Source organism: Streptococcus suis (genome assembly GCF_046032115.1).
Classification (GTDB): Bacteria; Bacillota; Bacilli; order Lactobacillales; family Streptococcaceae; genus Streptococcus; species Streptococcus suis_AJ.
The window spans coordinates 21,926-39,608 of the sequence record NZ_JARQOZ010000014.1 but is presented as its reverse complement, the minus strand read 5'-3'; the positions used below and the strand labels follow the sequence as shown (position 1 = coordinate 39,608).

The following is a 17,683-nucleotide window of genomic DNA, read 5'->3' as shown; positions in this document are numbered from 1 at the left end:
CCCCCTTATTTTATAATATAGAAATGTTTAGATAGTATACCTTCCATGAATGGCAGACCAATCATCTGCAAAATCATTTACCGCCTTTTCAATGGATGGCATAGAAAAGGCTGCTTCAAATATATCTGCACCTGCCGTAATAGCCTGCGCCCCATTTGCAAATGCTTGGTTTACTTGCTCCACATTTTTGAATGATGCCGCTAAAATTTTACTTTCCGAACACTCCCTATCAATCGCTTCTGATAACTGAGCGATGACCGCATTCGAATCAATATTCAGATTGGCCATGCGATTGTAGTACGGTGCCAAGTAATCTGCACCCGCTTCAATAGCTAACAAGCCCTGAAAAACGGTATAAATCGCTGTTGCTGTAATCTGATAACCTTGCGCTTTCAATGTTTTCATAGCAGCCAAACCAGCAGGCGTTACCGGAACCTTAATATAGACATTTTCCGGTGCCAATTCACGAATTTTTTTAGCGTCTGCCAAAATCCCTTCATAATCCTTTGCCACAACTTGCACATGTAGTGAAGCATTTGGACCGATGATGTCACGGATAAGGTGCAAACGTTCAAAAAAGTCAATGTCACCTTCTTTCTTCGCAATCGTTGGGTTTGAGGTCACCCCCGCAAGGGGTAAAACCTCAGCCCATTTTCGTATTTCCTCTATATTTAAGGTGTCCAGCATGAATTCCATAATAATAACCTCTTTTACAATGTATGTTCTGTACGACCAATGATGTCGTCTTGTGTTGCTCTCGACAATACATTGAAGAATGCTGAATAACCTGCTACACGGACAATCAAATCACGGTGTTTTTCAGGATGTAGTTGTGCATCAATCAAGGTTTCTCGAGAGACAACATTGTACTGAATATGATAGCCATGCAAGCGGTTAAAGAATGTCCGCAAGAGGGCAATTAATTTTTGTTTGTCTTCTTCTTTGGCAAGTGTTTGTGGATTGACCTTCTGATTGAGCAGAACGCCTCCAACAATTTCATGCGTTGGTAATTTGGCAACTGATTTCAAAACAGATGTCGGTCCATTTTTATCCATATTATGTGATGGAGAACAACCTTCTGCCAACGGTGTACCTGCATTTCGACCATCTGGAGTTGCTAAGGTACCACGCCCCTGTCCAACGTTTGCTGAAATGGATGATGTACCTGAATAACGGATACCACCAATCGGACCACGACCAAAGCGAGTATTTGGATATTTGGCAATCTCATCGATATAAATATCATACGCTGCTGTTACCAATTGGTCTGCATAATCATCATCGTTACCATATTTTGGTGCATCTTCAATCAACATTTCCTGGATTTCTTTACCACGCTCTCCAGCATAGTCTGTTTCCAAAGCATGCCACAATTCTTCTGGAGTCAATCGTCCTTCTTCAAAGACTAATTTTTTGATTGCTGCTAGAGAATCAGATAAATTGGCAATGCCAACCTGCAGACCAGAAATGTAATCGTAAATTGCTCCGCCTTCTTTCAGGTGCTTGCCACGACCGATACAGTCATCTGTCAGAGCCGAGCAGAGAATGTCTGGTACTTCTCTTTCTAAAGCCATGTCAATTGCATTTTCAACGATAACACTCATCCGTGTTAGATGACGAAGTGTCTTTTCCCATGCCGTTTCAAGCTCTTCAAAGGATTTCATATCTTTGAAGTGACCAAAGGCTGGTGCAAACCGTTTGCCTGATGCAGGATCGATACCATCATTCATGGTAATCAATAAAACTTTCGGGAAATTCATATAGCTCATACCTGTACAACGGTAGCCCCATTTACCAGGAACAGCCGTTTCTACACAGCCAATCGCACTGTAGTCATAGGCATCTTCTTCCAAGACACCTTTCTCTATAAAGGATGGAATGATAATTTCATCGTTGTTGAAGGCAGGCATACCAAAACCAAGTTTCATGACTTCAATACATTCATTCATGAAGCGAGCATCTAGGCCTGCATGATAGCGAACAGTCAAGTTTGGCTGTGGCAGGTGTGTTTGGGCAACAGATTTCAATACTAAGTAAGAAAGTGGATTGACAGCATCCTTCTTATCACGTGTTTGTCCACCAATGGTTACATTTTGGTATAGTGGACTACCAGCAGATGAGAAGGTATGTGATTGACTACGAACCTTGTTGATAGTAATGGTCTTAATCCACAAGTTAGTCAAGCGTTCGACGATGCTATCTTCCGTTTCACGTCCTGCTTCTAAATCAGCTTTCACATACGGATACATGTATTGGTCGAAACGTCCATAGGATAGAGAATGTCCATTCGACTCGATTTGCAAGATACACTGGATAAACCAGACCGATTGCACTGCCTCTGCAAATGTTTCAGCAGGTTCATACGGCACCTTCGCACAAATCCGTGCAATCTCCAGTAGTTCTTGACGGCGTTGAGCGGTTGGAGCTTTCTCTGCCAATTCAGTAGCCAAGGCGACAAAACGATCTGCGTATGCTTTCACCGCATCAATGATGATAAAGATTGAGTCATAGAAATGATATTTATCAATACTTGCAGGATCCGTCAAATCGAGATTAGCCTTTGCTACACGAACTCGCTCCTCAAAACCACGCAAACCTTGTTCCAATACCTTTTGGTAATTGACAGCCAAGTGGGCATCGCCAGAGTTCATCTTACCTTCCATACCAAAGAAGCCAGTTTCCATATAAACTTGAACTTCTTCTGGAAGCAAGACACCTGCACGTGAACGAAGATTATTCTTTTCCCAGAATGGAGCGATGCTGCGCAACTGCTCCTTGGTTTCCTCGGTAATATAGAAGACATCCCCATCCCGTTTTTCGAATAAATCCAATTCATTCAATACAAACTCTAAGGTATATTCTGGGAAGATGGGAGCATCTTTATTTGAAGAAGCTTGGTTACCTGCAATCAGACTTTCTTCTTCAATATAAAGCGTCATGTTCTCCAATATTTCCTTGAGCATATAGGCCCTTTTTAATACATTGGGCTTCTCTCTATGTTCTTGATAGGCTTTTGTTGCTAAAACAGCCCGTTCCGCGTCAATATAGGGCTTCTTATCAAGGACATCTTCTCTGTATTTGTTCATCCGATTAGTCAGACTTCCAAAATACTCAGTTTTAATGCTAGTGCTAGCTACTTCAGTCACTGTTTTCATAGTTTTACCCTTTCTTTCGAAACTTAATTTTGTTTCGTTTGTAAATTAAGTATATCCTGTAATAGGGGTTATTGTCAATTGATGCTAGTGAGCGCTAAGATTTCCGAAGCCAGCTGCACATTTGTGCAACTCTTTTGTCTGACATCATTGACTAAACTGGTTCTTTCATTTCACTTTCATAGGCAATCTTATCTTGGATTTTGAAGAATGGGAAATAAACAATAGTTGAGACAGCTAAAATAATGATTTGAACAACTGCACCTTGCCAACCACCTACCATAAAACCAGAAATGATTGCTGGAGTAGACCATGGTAGGGTCACACCTGAAAATGGTTGCATAAAGCCTATTGAGATTGCACCGTAGACAATGAAAGCCGCTAAGATCGGTACCAAGACAAATGGTAAGAACATAACAGGATTCATCACAATTGGAAAACCAAAGACGACTGGTTCATTTACGTTAAAGAGTGCAGGAAAGGCCGCTACCTTACCAAGAGCCTTATATTGTTTTGATTTAGCGGCAAATAGCATTGCAAAAACAATACCGAAGGTAATACCTGAACCTGACATAATCAAGAAACTATCTAAGAATTGTTGGGTCACGATGTGGGCGCCATTTTCCAGAGACAATTTATCTGCTGCTAAAAGGGCCTTATTGGCATCGAGGTTTGACAATAGTAAAGCAGTAACGACACCATTGACAACTGACTGGCCATGTACACCAAACCACCAGAGGAAGGAAATGAAGAAAGCAATTCCAATCGCACCTGGTAATGAACCAGTCAAACCTTGTAGTGGCACTTGAATCACATCATAAATCATTTCAATGAATGTACCACCGTTTGTCGCCATCTTGGAAACAATATAGACAATCATAGATAGCAAAAAGATGACAAAAGCTGGAATCATAGCTTCAAACTGCTTGGCAATAGCTTGCGGTACTTGTTCAGGCATCTTGATAACAATATGACGCTGAATAAAAGTCGTATAGATAGCGCCCACTACCAAACCAATAATAATCGCACCGATAATTCCTTGACCACCAAACCATACTTTTGCGATGGCATCACCGATTGGTTCTCCATCAACTGGAATATAAGATGATTTCAAGAGGATAAAGAATGAAGACAAGGACAGTACGCCCGCAGGGAGAGGCTCAACTCCACTATTTTTGGCGTAAGAATAACCAATCGCAAAACAAGAAATCAAGCCCATAATCGCAAAGGTTCCGCTATAGACTTGCATAAACGGTTCAGTCCATTCCGCTCCAAATATAGAAGCTATTGCAGCATTTAAGCCTTCAAAAGGCAACTGCCCCAAAATTAAGAAAATACTACCGACTACTGTTAAAGGTAAGATAGCCAACATACCATCTTTTAGAGCGATGATTCCTTTCATATTCACAAATTTCATGATTGGGACAATAATTTTTTGTGTATCAATTTTGGACATGACCATACTCCTTTATGAAACCATGCTGAGTGCCAATTGAAGAACTTTTTTCCCGTCCAACATCCCGTAGTCTGCCATTGGAATCACGGCAATAGGGACTTGCTTTTCATCACAGAGCGCTTTTGACTTATCAAGCGTATATGCTACTTGTGGTCCCAGTAAAGCTACATCGATTTCGTCAAGGTAATCTGCAATTTTCCCTTGGGAATGCGCGTCGATTTCTACTTCGACACCTGCGTCTGCTGCTGCAATCTTCATGTTGTTTACCAACATGCCTGTAGAAAAACCAGCGGCACAAAATAGAGCGATTTTAACCATTTCGGTTTCCTCCTAAATATAATTTTTTTGTTTTAGCCAACTTTTTTTAGTTCTTTCCGCAAATCAATGATTTCTTTAATCAAATTGATCTCTGTAATGGATGTCATCAAATGATCTTGCGAATGGACAAATAGTGCTGTAATATCAGATTTTGCTCCCCCAGCTTCCTGTGCTAAGAATTTTGTCTGCATATTGTGAGCTTCTAATAATGCTGCATCTGCCAATTCTAATTCCTCTTCTGCTCGCTCTTCTTCACCTGCTTTGACAAGCGACAAAGCTTGGTAAGCGTGACTTTTCGCATCTCCAGCATAAATAATCAATCCCATGATCAATTGATCTGCAACAATCATTTCCATTTCTTTTTCCTCCGATTTGTTTTATTTGTAAGTTATTATATTTCTTTCGTAACTAAATCATATCATTTTCTCTTTATAGCGTAAATATATTTATAGAACATTTTCTGTTTTAATATATTTCTGCACTTTTGTGCATTTTTTGGGATAGAAAAATACTTCAACCACCTTTAAGCGATTGAAGTACTCTCTTACAAATTTGTATGGATATGCACATCATTATCCAGTTCTAAAACTTTTACGATTGTTCGTTCATCTGTGACCAGATGATGAATGTAGCCAGCTCGCAATACAGCTAAAATGGCTTGAGCCTTTTCCTCCCCGTATGCAAGAGCTATGGTATCTGGAACTTCTTTTAAATCATCTAAAGAGATGGCAATGGTCCTCTTTTGCAAATCCTCAACAACAGCTTGTCCGTATTGATTCAGACCACGACAGCAGGTTTCACCAACGGCACCTTCATCTGACAAGGCTTGAAAATCAGCCGTCGTCAACATATCTAACCATTGACGATTTTTTTCATCGACTCGACCGCCAATACCGATTGCTGCTACATCTAAGTCCTTCCAGTCAGCACATAGCTCCTCGAAATATTTAGAAGAAAGAATACCTTGAGCAAGTTCTTGATTCTCCTGGATAATCGTCGCATTGATAAAACTACATTCTCCACGAAATTTATTGGCCATATCGTAAATCAGAGTATTCACATGATAACGTGCGTGGATATGACTTGGACCGCCAGCTATTGGAACAAATTTGACACCTTTCATACGATGATTTCCTATCTTATCTACAATAAGACTGAGGCTTCTCCCCCATGAAAAACCAACTTTCTTTCCATCATCAATTAGATTGGTAAGCATATCGGCTGCAGCCTGTGCCAGACGATTTTCTAAATCAAGCTGGTCCTCATCGGTGCTGTTTTCAACCAGTTCTAAACCTTTTAATCCATATTTTTCTTGAACATATTTTTCTAGTCGATATAGGCGCCTATCAAAATCTTGAATTTCTATTTTTACAATGCCTTCTGACTTAGCCTTGGTCAACATTCTACTGACTGTCGTTCTATAAATTCCTGTCTCAGCAGCAATCTCAGCTTGGCTTTTCCCCTCTTCGTAGTAAAGATAGGCTATTTTTGCCAACTGCCTTCTTTTTTCTTGCTTCATATTGCCCCCAACCTAAACTAGCCTTACTGTGACTCTAGCATTTTCTAATTCCTTGACAAGATCTTCAGAAATCGACGTATCTGTAATGACCTGAGCAACTTGACTTAAACCAAATCTGCGTACTGTCCCTCGTTTTGTAAATTTACTAGAATCTGTTAGCACAATCATGTTTTCAGCAACGTCAGACATGTACTGCACTACTTCGCTTCGCATTAAGTTTTTACCTGTAAAACCATGCTCACTATCATAGCCGTCAGTTCCTACAAAAGCCTTATCAACATGGAAAAACTGAATCATTTTATGCAAGAGCGGCCCAACTGTTACTTGGGAATCTTTTTGAAACTCACCACCCAATAAAATAATCTGACAGCTATCATATTGTCGCACATAATTGGCTATAAAATAAGAATTTGTTATGATGGTCACATTTCTCTTGGTTTTGCAAATTTCTTCTGCCAAGAGAGCACAAGTTGACCCAGACTCTATCATAATCGTTTCATTGTCGGCAATAAGATTTGCTGCTTCTTTTGCAATTCGTTTTTTTACGTCATAGCGAAAGGACATCCGAATATTAAGGTCATCACCACTATTTAGAACAGCATAGCCATGTTCTCTACGTAATAAACCTTTTGATTCTAACTTATCTAAATCTTTACGGATGGTTACCTTAGAAACGTCCAGTTGCTCCGCCAAACTATTGACATCTATTCTTTCATGTTGTGATACCAGTTGTATAATTTTATCTAATCGTTCCATTTCATCACCTCATCATTATTCTATCAAATTTTGACTCTTTTTCAACTATTTGCAACTTTTAAACTTACGTTCGTAATTGTAAAACTTTCTTTTGTGTGATAAAATCAAATTAATCGAAAAGGAGAAAGAGCATGAATACACGAAAAGGCATTATTTTTAACATTCAACATTTTTCACTCCATGACGGTCCAGGTATACGTACGACGGTTTTCTTGAAAGGCTGCCCCCTACGTTGTCCTTGGTGTGCAAATCCAGAATCTCAAAAACGAAAACCTGAACCCATGCTTGATGCTATTAGTAAAAAAATGACCATCATGGGAGAAGAAAAATCTGTTGATGACATCATATCCGAAGTCATGAAAGATATTGATTTTTATGAAGAATCTGGTGGTGGGCTCACGCTGTCTGGCGGAGAAATTTTTGCCCAATATGAGTTTGCGAAAGCTATTCTTATGGAGGCAAAAAAACACGGCCTTCATACCGCTATTGAAACCACCGCTTTCGTAGAACACCGCAAATTTGTTGACCTTATCCAATACGTTGACTTTATCTATACTGATTTAAAACATTATAATACAATTTCTCATAGAAAAGTCACCGGCGTCAACAATAACCTTATCATACAAAATATCCAATACGCCTTTTCCATCGGAAAAGAAATCGTCCTACGTATCCCTGTTATCCCTGACTTTAATAATTCCCTTGAAGATGCTGAACAATTCGCCTGTCTCTTTAATCAACTCAAGATTGACAAAGTTCAACTACTCCCCTTCCATCAATTTGGAGAAAATAAGTATAAGCTTCTCAATCGAACCTATGCTATGACCGATGTCAAGGCTCTCCATCCAGAAGACTTGGCTGATTATCAGGCAATCTTTTTGAAACATAATATCAATTGTTACTTCTAGCACACTTTTAATAATATTAACCATCAGAATGAGCAGTATTGACTGATTCGTTCAATGTTCAGACCAAATTAAATATTGATACTTCTACAAAGATATACGGAATAATAGAACTCTTAGAAACCTCATTCAAATGTTTTCTAAGAGTTCTTATTTTGACTACAAAAATAAAAGATTGAAGAGTCTGTCCCAAATAGACTTTTCTTCAATCTAACTTATCTCCCAATTATAGGGTAGACTCATTTACAACCATCCGTGAACGTTGTTCAATTTCCTCAGGTGTCAAAACACTATTATAAAACATGAATTGACGAAGATTAAGCTCATCAACTGTCCAACGTAGTTCTGTCTGCCGACGTGTGCCACCAACCTGTACATAGTCCATAGCAGTTGCAGAAGTAAATGGAGCTTGTGACATGGTTGTCTGACCAGACAATTTTCCATTCACATATAATTTGACCAAGAATTGACGACTTGTCCCAACTTGTTCGTAGGTCATGGCGACAGTATTCCAGTTCCCATTGATGAGGCGCTGACTGGCCTCTGTAATATGACCGATAGTCTGACCGCTACTACCGATACGGCTTTCAAAAATCAGTTTCCCATCCCGTACAATGAGAGCTGAATACTCATTTTTTAGACTGGCACTCGATGTCGAGAACAAGCTATAAAAACCTGAAGTGGTGCTGGCTTTGAAGTCCATGAAAATCGTTCCACTATTGATAGCTAGAAGACTGTCTTTGACAGTGCTAGCTAGCTCAATACGCTTACCGTTTTGAACATTTGTCTGAAGAGGCTCCAAACTCAGTACCTGATGATTAGCAAAGGAAGGCTCAGCTTGACTTGGAATATATTCAAACAATTCCACTTCTTTCAAGGTCATCATGCGATTATTGATTTGATTTGGTCGCACACGCGCCTCCAAAATAATCAATTCGATTCTATCTGATCGAATATCTCGACTAAATTGATAAGTTTCAATCTCTCTTTCGTAAGGTACGGCGATTTCTTGAGATTGATGAACCAAAGTTGCACCATTATAGGCTTTAATTTGGTATTTTGTAACAGTACCATTGTTATTGATACGCTTGGTCATGACCAAACTATGCAATCTAGTTGCTTGGCCATTTGTAGTCTGAATAGTGATTGTCTGAGGCAAGGTAATTCGATCTGTCAAATTCCAACGTAGCTCTGTTAGACTTTCCTTATTGCCATCCATCAAATTAGGCAAACCACGTCCAAAGGTATCCTCATAGACATTTTCACCACGAACCGCTAAGCGAGAAGGATCAATCTTTTCCACTCTAAACAAAGGTTGTTCTTCAACGCTACTTCCCACCTCGTACAATTCAACTTCTTTAATCGTCATAGTACGATTGTTGATAATATCTGGTCGGAATTTCGCTTCTAAAATTATCAATTCAACCTTATTCGCAAACACTCTGCTTGTGAACTTATAATGATCTTCTGTCTGAGCATAAGGAACTTCAATAATCCCTGAATCATGTGTCAAGTTTGTACCATCGTAAGTTTTAATACGATACTTAGTAACTGTACCGTAATTATTGATACGCTTGAAAAGAGCCAGCTTATCGAGTTGAATTGCTTGATTATTACGTGTCTGAATTGAAATAGTCTGCGGAAGAGTAATTTTATCTGTCAAATTCCAACGCAATTCCGTCAAAGTTTCTAGATTTCCATCCATTAAGTTACCTAAACCACGTCTGAAACTATCTTCATAAACATCCTCACCAGTCACCAGAAGACGATCACTTGATACTTTGTTAGAACTGTCAGCCAGAAGCTTCTCAAATACAGCTGTTACGAGTGCTACCTTATTTGCCAGGGTCACAATCGAACCTCTTGATAGACCTTCAATTGCAAAACTTCCTGCTTGCTGATTCCAACTATATATTAAAGTCTGGCTATCCAACTGACCTAGGAAAGTCAATTCTTGACCTGTACTTGTTCGCAGATTTGGTTGATTTAAGGCAATAACCGGCTTTGTAAAGGAAAGATAAAGTTTATTATCACGACCTAAACTGATTGTCTGTACTGCACTTGCGGCACTTGCAGTCACTGGACGAGTCAAATAGTCCCAAGTAACCTGTTTATAATAAAGACTATAGGCATTTTGATTTCCCGATGAATGTTCATATAAGATACCAAAAGTATCATTTCCGAGATATTGTAGGGAATTGTAAGCGAAGTTACCATCCTGAATCAAACTATGGTGGAGCCAGTTCAATCGGCCATCAGTCCCAACTTCTGCTACATGGATAGTACCATTTGTACGATTGCCTCCCGGACCAGCAGCATTCGCTAACAGCACATATTCTTTTCCATTGCGAACATGACGAATCGCAGATAATTGAACGTAAGGATCGTGAATGGCATCCATTACTTCAAGATCATTCAGCCAAGTCTGACCTCCGTCAAGACTTGTTGCCACACGCACCTTGCCTGCAAGCCCACGCATAAACATCTTCAACTGTCCATTTCCGAGTTGGACAAGTGTAGCCTCTGTACCTTGTTCTTTTGAGAGATTCATGGTACTAGAATGTAAGAGCGTTCCGTCAGCCAATTGACGATTGTCGTTAAATGTTTGACCCGCCTTCCAATTTTTTCCATGATCATCAGAATAAAAGACCAAGGCTGATTGCGAACCATATAAACCGGTCTTCCAGTTTGCAGAATAGGCCGGAACCACCAATCGACCTTTATTAGGACCAGTATGCAAGGTAATACCAGTACCTGGTCCCAAACCAAGGAACTTCATGTAATCTTTTTTAACACTTGGTGTGATATCTTCGGGTCTTGACCAGGTTAATCCGTCGTCATCACTGTATGACATCCAGATATAATTTGCCTTTGCCACACGGAAAGGACTTGCCGAATCCGTCTGATTATAGATATTGCCAATCAATTGCTGATTGTGATACAAATCACCTAAATTGGCATAAGCTGGACTTGAATCCTTTGTATTGACTCGGTAAGCCGTTTTTTGACCTTGAGGCGAGTATACATATCCATCTTCTCGTAAAGTATAAGGACGATCAGCATTATTAGAATATAGATTAAGGTAGGATTTTCCATTAATGACTGTATATTCTACTTCTCTTTGAGATGGCATCCCAAACAAGGCCTGTCCCTCTGGATACATATCATAAATAGCAAAAATTCGCTTCGTCGTTGGATCTTGAACAAGAGCTGTATCAATGGTCAAAGGTGCACCAATACTACGATTGGTCGCCTTTTCATTATTCTTCAAATCAACAATTTTAATTGTTGAACCCCAAGTTACTCCATTATCCGAACTACGTTTCACAACTTGAGCAATGTCTCCCCAGTCGCCCGAATGATCGTGACGCATATCTGTCGCAGCAATCAAAGTACCCTTGTCAGTCTTCAAGAGAGCAGGAATACGGAAACTAGCTGCCCCTTCTGGACCTTTCTGACCAGCTCGTCCACCTTCAAAAACCACCACTTTTTCAGATATGCCAGTTGTTGCCAAACTATCTACAGGAGCTGGTTGACGAGTAAATAGAATGGAACGCCGAGCAACTTCTTCAGCTGTAAGGGCCTTGTTATAAAACGTAAAATTTCTAATATCTAATTGATCAACACCCCACCGTAAATCGTTGCCACGCTTTGTTGCTCCAAGTTGAGCATGGTTCATAGCAGTTGCACTGGTAAAGATTCCTTGACTAGCTCTTGTTGCACCAGAAAATTGACCATTGATGTAAAGCTTGACATCCATTTCTTGACTATTCAAGACTTTTTCATAGGTCATGGCAACTGCATTCCACTCACCATTGACCATTGTAGCATCCATCTGGGTAACATTGGCAATTGTTCGACCACCATCCACACGACTTTCCAGAGTAACACTACCATCTTTTGCAATGAGAGCCGTGTATTCATTTGATTTCGTATCACTGGATGTGGAGAACAGACTGTGAAAACCTGCATTTTGAGCAGCCTTATACTCCATATAAATCGTGCCTGTTTCAGATTGTCTAATAAGGTGTTCTGTCCCTTCACTCAACACATGACGTTTGTCATTGCTACTATTTAATTGAATCGCTTCTACCTTGGTAATTTCATTATTTTCAAATTCTTGAGAGGGAACATCCGCATTGACCGTCTCATATCCAGCACGTAGAGCTGGATATGTTTCCGTTTCTTCAACAACAGTTCCTGAAACTTCCTCTAGATTTCCTCCAATATTAGATGGGACGGTTCCTTCTTCTGTTGACAGATTCTGAGAAGTTGTTTCTACTTGAGTAGATGATATTTCCAGCTCCGTAGAGACACTTGTAACTGCTTGTTCTTGTTTAACTACCAATGGCTGTTCAAGGGCAACTTGCTCTAACTCTTGCCCCAAAACTGCCTCAGAATACATGATTGTGGGGAAAACTAAGCTAGAAAATAAAGAAACTTTATAAACGGATGATTTTGTAATTTTTTTCATATCTTCACCAAATTCCTTACATACTACACTATTGCGAGAAAGCACATTCTTCCATATAGATTTATATCTATTATGATGTAACTTACTGTTATTTCTCCCTTATCAGTCCTATAATAAAAGAAGTATTATGGAAGAAAGCCATCTACTGATAGCTACTACATAAAAACAAGTAAACACAACTATTTTTGAAAAAGGCTTAAAAAAGCCCACCTCAAGGGTGGGCAAGGGCATTGTTTCCAATGAGAATAGCCGGTTCACACAACTATTCAAGGTCCGCTCCTGCGTTTCAATTAAATGAAGACCTCCCTAGCATCGAATGTGACAAAGTCACTACTCGGCTCATCGCATGAATCTATTCTACCATAATCTCAAGGATTTGCAAGCCTGATTACTCCATTCGTTCTTGAATGGTTACTTGTACTCTATCACCAGCCTGTTTACCAATAGCAGTTCGAATAGCCTTTTGAACGCCAATAATGTAACAGATATTGCCTGCTTCATCCTTAACTCCCATATTGACAATGGAGCCATCATAGGGATGACCATCAAATCTGGCATGTACCTTTACCCTCCCCTTGCCAAACTCTTCTCGTATATCATAGGGAAAGATGACATAGGCTCCTCCTTTATCTGGTACGGGATGGATACGGGCTTCAAATTCATAGACTTTAGACATGGTTCCTCCTAGATGTATTTACTAGCCTCACGGATGGACAAGCCTGCCATTTGGGAACGGTAGGTGTCAAGGAAAGCCCGTACCCATTCAGGATTGGTCTTAGAATAATCCCGCAAACTCCAGCCAATCGCCTTGTTGATGAAAAATTCTGTCTGATTGAGATTATTGACCAGAATTTTCTCAAGCAACTCTGTATCTGTCTTTTCTTTCTGCAAGAGTTGGTGGTCAATGGCAATTCGTCTCAGCCAGAAATCATCATCCACACTCCATTCCAAAATGGTCTGCTTGGCCTCTGGATTGTCCAACACAATCTTACCAACTAGTTTATCTAATCCATCAATACTATCCCACCAAGACTTGGTCTGAGCTAACTGTTTCAATCGAGGTAAATCAGCTAAAACCAAGTCTTTTTTCTTGGTAACCAGGTAATCAATGGCAATATACTGAAACTCACGATAGGGCTTAGACCAGCAAGCCTCTACAAAGTTCCAATCAATTCCCGAGGCCTTAAAATCTTTGAAGAATTGTTTGGCAACTGTTCGACGGTCTGGGGAACGAACGCCTAGAAACTCAAAATGATTCTTCATATAGGCTTTCATAGGTTGAGCCTGACTGGCATCCGCCACAGCCAACAAGCGTTTTTCTAGTTCTTCAATGTTCATCATTCTCACCTACCAAGGATTTTTGTAGCCAGACAATATCATGCCAGGACCCAAATTTATACCCCACATTTTTAAAATGTGCCACCTGTTCATATCCCCTTTTTTCATGGAGGGAAATGGAGGCAGGATTTGGCAGGGCAATGCAGGCCAAGAAGTTCTTAAAACCACGCACTATCAATTCCTCTTCCAAGGCATCATAGAGCATGGAGCCGATTCCTTTTCCTCGAACTTCTTGCTGGATATAGACAGATAATTCCACCGTCCAGTCATAGGCAGCTCGGGCATAATAGGTTGAAGCGTAAGCATAGCCAAGAAGTTTCCCTTCTTCTACTGCGACCAGATAGGGAAACTTCCCCAAGGTCTTTTCAATTCGACTTGCAAATTCACCCACAGTCGGTACCTGAGTCTCAAAGGTAATAGCTGTCTTTTCTACATAAGGAGCATAAATTGCCACCAGGTCTGCCGCATCCCCTATCCTTGCAGAACGAATGTCTATCATTTAGTTCTCCAATAATTCTCTATCATAAATGGTATAATCACAACGGTAGATAATTAACCGTTTGCCATCAATCAAGAGTTCAGAAGTCTTAGGTGCATCAGATGCATAAAGAGACACTTTATCACCTACATAAGTAGCAAGCGGGGTTCCGTTTTGCGAACGAATCAAAACCACCTTTGCCTTACCTGTAAAATCATTTTTGAGACTAGATACCATACGGTTAACAAGCGGAATTGCACGATCGTAATTTGCAATATCTACTGTGGTCTGATATTTCGCATACAAATCTTCCAAGCCTTCTTCGGCAGCAATCAAGGACGAACCGACATGGTCAATTTCATAATTGCCAAGTGTGACTTTCAAAACAGACGAATCCGCATTGGAATAGCCTTCGGCATCCACAGAGTCAAATTCCTTGTTCCGCGAAATCGATAGGGATTTACCAGACATTTCATCTATCAACTGAGAATTTTCATCATAAGTCCGTACCGTCATCTCTAAGCCAATCCATTCTTCCTTGGTATTTTTCCACCAATTTGAAATTGATTGACAGGCAGAAAGAGTGACTAGGCTAGTTACTAAAACAGCACTGAGGGCTAACTTTTTATTCCATTTCATATAAAACCTCCAATAGTTGATACCTTATTGTACCATGAAAAATTTTTTTGAGACCGTCTATGACAGCGAATAATACTTCTTCCTGGTACTGCCCGAGGATCGAAGAAATCCATATTCCTCGAATCGAGACAAGTATCGACGAGCTGTAGCTGGACTGAAACCCATTACCTCTTGTAAATCTCTACTGGAGATAATCGAATGTTGACGTAAAAAAAGAGCAACCTTTTCAAATACAGCCTGCTCTTTGTCGCTCATAATCGGCTCACTCAAAATGAGCGAATTAGTGAGCGAATTAGTGAGCGAATTGGTGAGCGAATTGGTGAGCGAATATTCTTCTAATGTTTCAAAAATTGCATCAAGCATGAACTCGATAAAAACAGTTGCATCAACTGATGTATTACTGATTGTTAAACTATCATAGTAAGCCTGTTGGTATTTATAGATTACTGTTTCAATTGGAATCCACTCAAAAATTGACTCCCATTGGTAAAGTAACAAACTTTGCCACAATCTCCCCATGCGTCCATTTCCATCTTCAAAAGGATGAATAATTTCCAATTCATAATGGACAATACAGCTTTTAATCAAGGCGTGTAAATCACTCCGTTTTGCCCAAGAAAATAAGTCTTCAACAAGAGGTTTAATGAATTGAGGTCGGGCACCAACATGGACTACATTTCCATCACCGTCATAGACTCCCACATCCGTTGTACGGAATTTCCCTGATTGTTTTACTAATCCTTGTGTTAATGCAGCATGAGCACGCAAGAAATCATTGATATCATAAGGGTCTAATCCAAAAGCAAATTCATAAGCTTCATAAGCATTTTGAACTTCATGAATTTCTTTCGGCCTTCCTAAGACACGTTTTCCTTCAATGATAGCTGTTACCTGTTCCACAGTTAAACTATTATTTTCAATCGCCAAAGATGACTGAATAGAGCGAATACGGTTTTCCTTTCGTAAATGCAGATCGCGCTTTTCTAAAACAAGGCGAGTCGTCAATGAAGAAATATCTGCTACTCGACTAATCATTTTTTCAGTTAAAGTATAGTTTGGTTGCATGATGACCTTTCTATTAAGGTTGTTCTTACAAAAATTAAACCTCATATTTATTAGGTGTTCTAGTTTCTTAATTTATCTAATCTTGCTTTTCTTTCATCGATAGTTTCACCACTTGTCGTACTTAATACTTTTTCAGATGAAAGGAACTGATTAAATAATAATTGCAATAATAATCTTATTGTTCTATATGATGTCCCTAAGAAAACACCAACGATAAATATCCAAATATAAAAACCAATCTGGCTCCATGAAGTAGTAATACTCAGTATTCTGACACATTCTTGATGAAATCTCAACTCTTGCATTATAACAGACATTATGAATGCAAAGAAAGCAAAACGTAATGAATCTCTAAGATTACTTCTAAAAATATTATCTATTCCTTGTTGTTGATATTTTTGGAATATTTCTGTATTTGAAGACACTAAAACCAAACCATACATAGCAGTATAAAATCCGATGACCAACCCTGAAAATTGAATAATTGATTCCAAGATCCCCGGAAAACCTTTCATTTTTACAGATAATTTTAAAATCTTAGCAACTATCAATAATAGGACTCCAATAATCCATGGGTATAAATAATTGAAACGATTTCCTTTTATCATACGATTTCTCAACTTCCATCTCGCAACATTAAGTTAATCTTTAACTTTCTGTTTAATCCCTCGTTCGCAGGCAAATAGCAATATTTCATTCTATCTAGTACGACATCCGATCGCAATCTAGTTTTTGGCGGTTGCTCAAATCTTTCTTTTTCTAACAATAATGCATTTAATAGGTTCAATACTTCGATGTGCCCGCTATTGATAATGGATAGTTCTGCTTTTTCAAAATAGTTTTCATGCTCTCGAATTTCTTGAATGATTTTTTTAACCTCAGAATCATTCAAAGTATCATCCTTTGATCGTGCTGTGCTGAAAGTTACCTCTAAATTTAAACCACTCACAGGTTGACTGGCCCTAATAATATTACCAAGAACTCCATCCACTGCATCACTAAGCATATTTCTAACCCCATTTTTTGAATTATACTTATTTGCTGTTTTTACAGTTAGTTTTTTAAAGTCACTATTCCTCGCAGCTGAATCATAAATATTTGGATCTATTATTGGAATAAATTCAATAACTTCCCACTCATTTTCAGCTCTATCTTCATTCCAAAAATAATTGATATACTGTATGATCGCCTTCGGTGATAAAGCGTGAATGTTTCTTTGCAACATTAAAACAGAATTACTCAAGTCAAAGATTGCATTTATATCATTTGCTATAAATTCATCATCATCTAATGGGACATCTCTTTCGATTTCCTCTGAGGCCTTTGCAATATAGGGCATCGCATTGTTGGTCAATCGTTCAAATTGCATTAAAAGCAAGTCATTTTCATCAACTCGAAAATTTTTCAATCTGATTGGATCACCATTATATTTCCAACTTCTAGCATCTAAATCTAACTCTTTAACCTTTTCAGCAAATTGCGTTAAATCAAAAAGCATCTTTTTCCGTGAATTATCAACAGTTCTATCAACTTTTAGTTGAAAGTATAAAAACTTTACAAGTACTTGATTCATTGACATATTC

At 39.1% G+C, this 17,683-nt stretch carries 16 protein-coding genes; 1 reads left to right on the top strand and 15 read right to left on the bottom strand.

Going from position 1 to position 17,683, the window contains the following annotated elements; all coding sequences use genetic code 11:
* Positions 1–27: 27 nt before the first annotated feature.
* From P7J36_RS05905 to P7J36_RS05875, 7 genes are all read right to left on the bottom strand, one after another.
* Positions 28–696: a fructose-6-phosphate aldolase gene (locus tag P7J36_RS05905; protein WP_014638067.1), complete on the bottom strand. Its 669-nt coding sequence runs from the start codon at positions 694–696 to the stop codon at positions 28–30.
* A 14-nt stretch (positions 697–710) separates the two neighbouring features.
* Positions 711–3,155, bottom strand: coding sequence for a glycyl radical protein (locus P7J36_RS05900; protein ID WP_408551699.1), 2,445 nt, complete (start codon positions 3,153–3,155; stop codon positions 711–713).
* Positions 3,156–3,306: 151 nt separating this feature from the next.
* The gene (locus P7J36_RS05895; RefSeq protein ID WP_024376530.1) at positions 3,307–4,608 is read right to left on the bottom strand and encodes a PTS sugar transporter subunit IIC; all 1,302 of its coding nucleotides are present in this window, start codon (positions 4,606–4,608) and stop codon (positions 3,307–3,309) included.
* 12 nt (positions 4,609–4,620) lie between these two features.
* A complete protein-coding gene (locus tag P7J36_RS05890) occupies positions 4,621–4,926 on the bottom strand; it encodes a PTS sugar transporter subunit IIB (RefSeq protein ID WP_002935430.1) in 306 nt (101 codons plus the stop codon).
* 32 nt (positions 4,927–4,958) lie between these two features.
* Positions 4,959–5,282 (bottom strand): PTS lactose/cellobiose transporter subunit IIA, encoded by a 324-nt coding sequence (locus P7J36_RS05885; RefSeq protein ID WP_011922241.1) that lies wholly within the window; start codon positions 5,280–5,282, stop codon positions 4,959–4,961.
* A gap of 188 nt (positions 5,283–5,470) precedes the next feature.
* Entirely contained in the window at positions 5,471–6,445 is a 975-nt protein-coding gene (locus P7J36_RS05880; protein WP_024398892.1) for a sugar-binding transcriptional regulator, read from the bottom strand.
* 12 nt (positions 6,446–6,457) lie between these two features.
* Positions 6,458–7,201, bottom strand: a complete 744-nt coding sequence (locus P7J36_RS05875; protein WP_248049585.1) for a DeoR/GlpR family DNA-binding transcription regulator — start codon at positions 7,199–7,201, stop codon at positions 6,458–6,460.
* Positions 7,202–7,332: 131 nt separating this feature from the next.
* Between P7J36_RS05875 and P7J36_RS05870 the strand changes: the two genes are divergently transcribed.
* On the top strand, positions 7,333–8,109 hold the full coding sequence (locus P7J36_RS05870) for a glycyl-radical enzyme activating protein (RefSeq protein ID WP_408551700.1): 777 nt from the start codon (positions 7,333–7,335) through the stop codon (positions 8,107–8,109).
* A gap of 223 nt (positions 8,110–8,332) precedes the next feature.
* Here P7J36_RS05870 and P7J36_RS05865 read toward each other — a convergent pair whose 3' ends face one another.
* From P7J36_RS05865 to P7J36_RS05830, 8 genes are all read right to left on the bottom strand, one after another.
* A complete protein-coding gene (locus P7J36_RS05865; protein WP_408551701.1) occupies positions 8,333–12,580 on the bottom strand; it encodes a sialidase domain-containing protein in 4,248 nt (1,415 codons plus the stop codon).
* 388 nt (positions 12,581–12,968) lie between these two features.
* Positions 12,969–13,256: a DUF1905 domain-containing protein gene (locus tag P7J36_RS05860; RefSeq protein ID WP_044759672.1), complete on the bottom strand. Its 288-nt coding sequence runs from the start codon at positions 13,254–13,256 to the stop codon at positions 12,969–12,971.
* Between the two features lie 8 nt (positions 13,257–13,264).
* Positions 13,265–13,918 carry a DNA alkylation repair protein gene (locus P7J36_RS05855; protein WP_408551702.1) on the bottom strand — a complete coding sequence of 218 codons (654 nt, stop codon included), beginning with the start codon at positions 13,916–13,918 and terminating at the stop codon, positions 13,265–13,267.
* Positions 13,908–14,417: a GNAT family N-acetyltransferase gene (locus tag P7J36_RS05850; protein ID WP_408551703.1), complete on the bottom strand. Its 510-nt coding sequence runs from the start codon at positions 14,415–14,417 to the stop codon at positions 13,908–13,910. The genes P7J36_RS05855 and P7J36_RS05850 overlap by 11 nt, the downstream gene beginning before the upstream one ends.
* Positions 14,418–15,035, bottom strand: a complete 618-nt coding sequence (locus tag P7J36_RS05845; RefSeq protein ID WP_408551704.1) for a DUF5052 family protein — start codon at positions 15,033–15,035, stop codon at positions 14,418–14,420.
* A 57-nt stretch (positions 15,036–15,092) separates the two neighbouring features.
* Positions 15,093–16,100: a Fic family protein gene (locus P7J36_RS05840; RefSeq protein ID WP_029185951.1), complete on the bottom strand. Its 1,008-nt coding sequence runs from the start codon at positions 16,098–16,100 to the stop codon at positions 15,093–15,095.
* A 59-nt stretch (positions 16,101–16,159) separates the two neighbouring features.
* A complete protein-coding gene (locus P7J36_RS05835) occupies positions 16,160–16,708 on the bottom strand; it encodes a hypothetical protein (protein ID WP_408551705.1) in 549 nt (182 codons plus the stop codon).
* Positions 16,709–16,716: 8 nt separating this feature from the next.
* On the bottom strand, positions 16,717–17,679 hold the full coding sequence (locus P7J36_RS05830) for a DUF6731 family protein (RefSeq protein WP_408551706.1): 963 nt from the start codon (positions 17,677–17,679) through the stop codon (positions 16,717–16,719).
* Positions 17,680–17,683 lie beyond the last annotated feature (4 nt).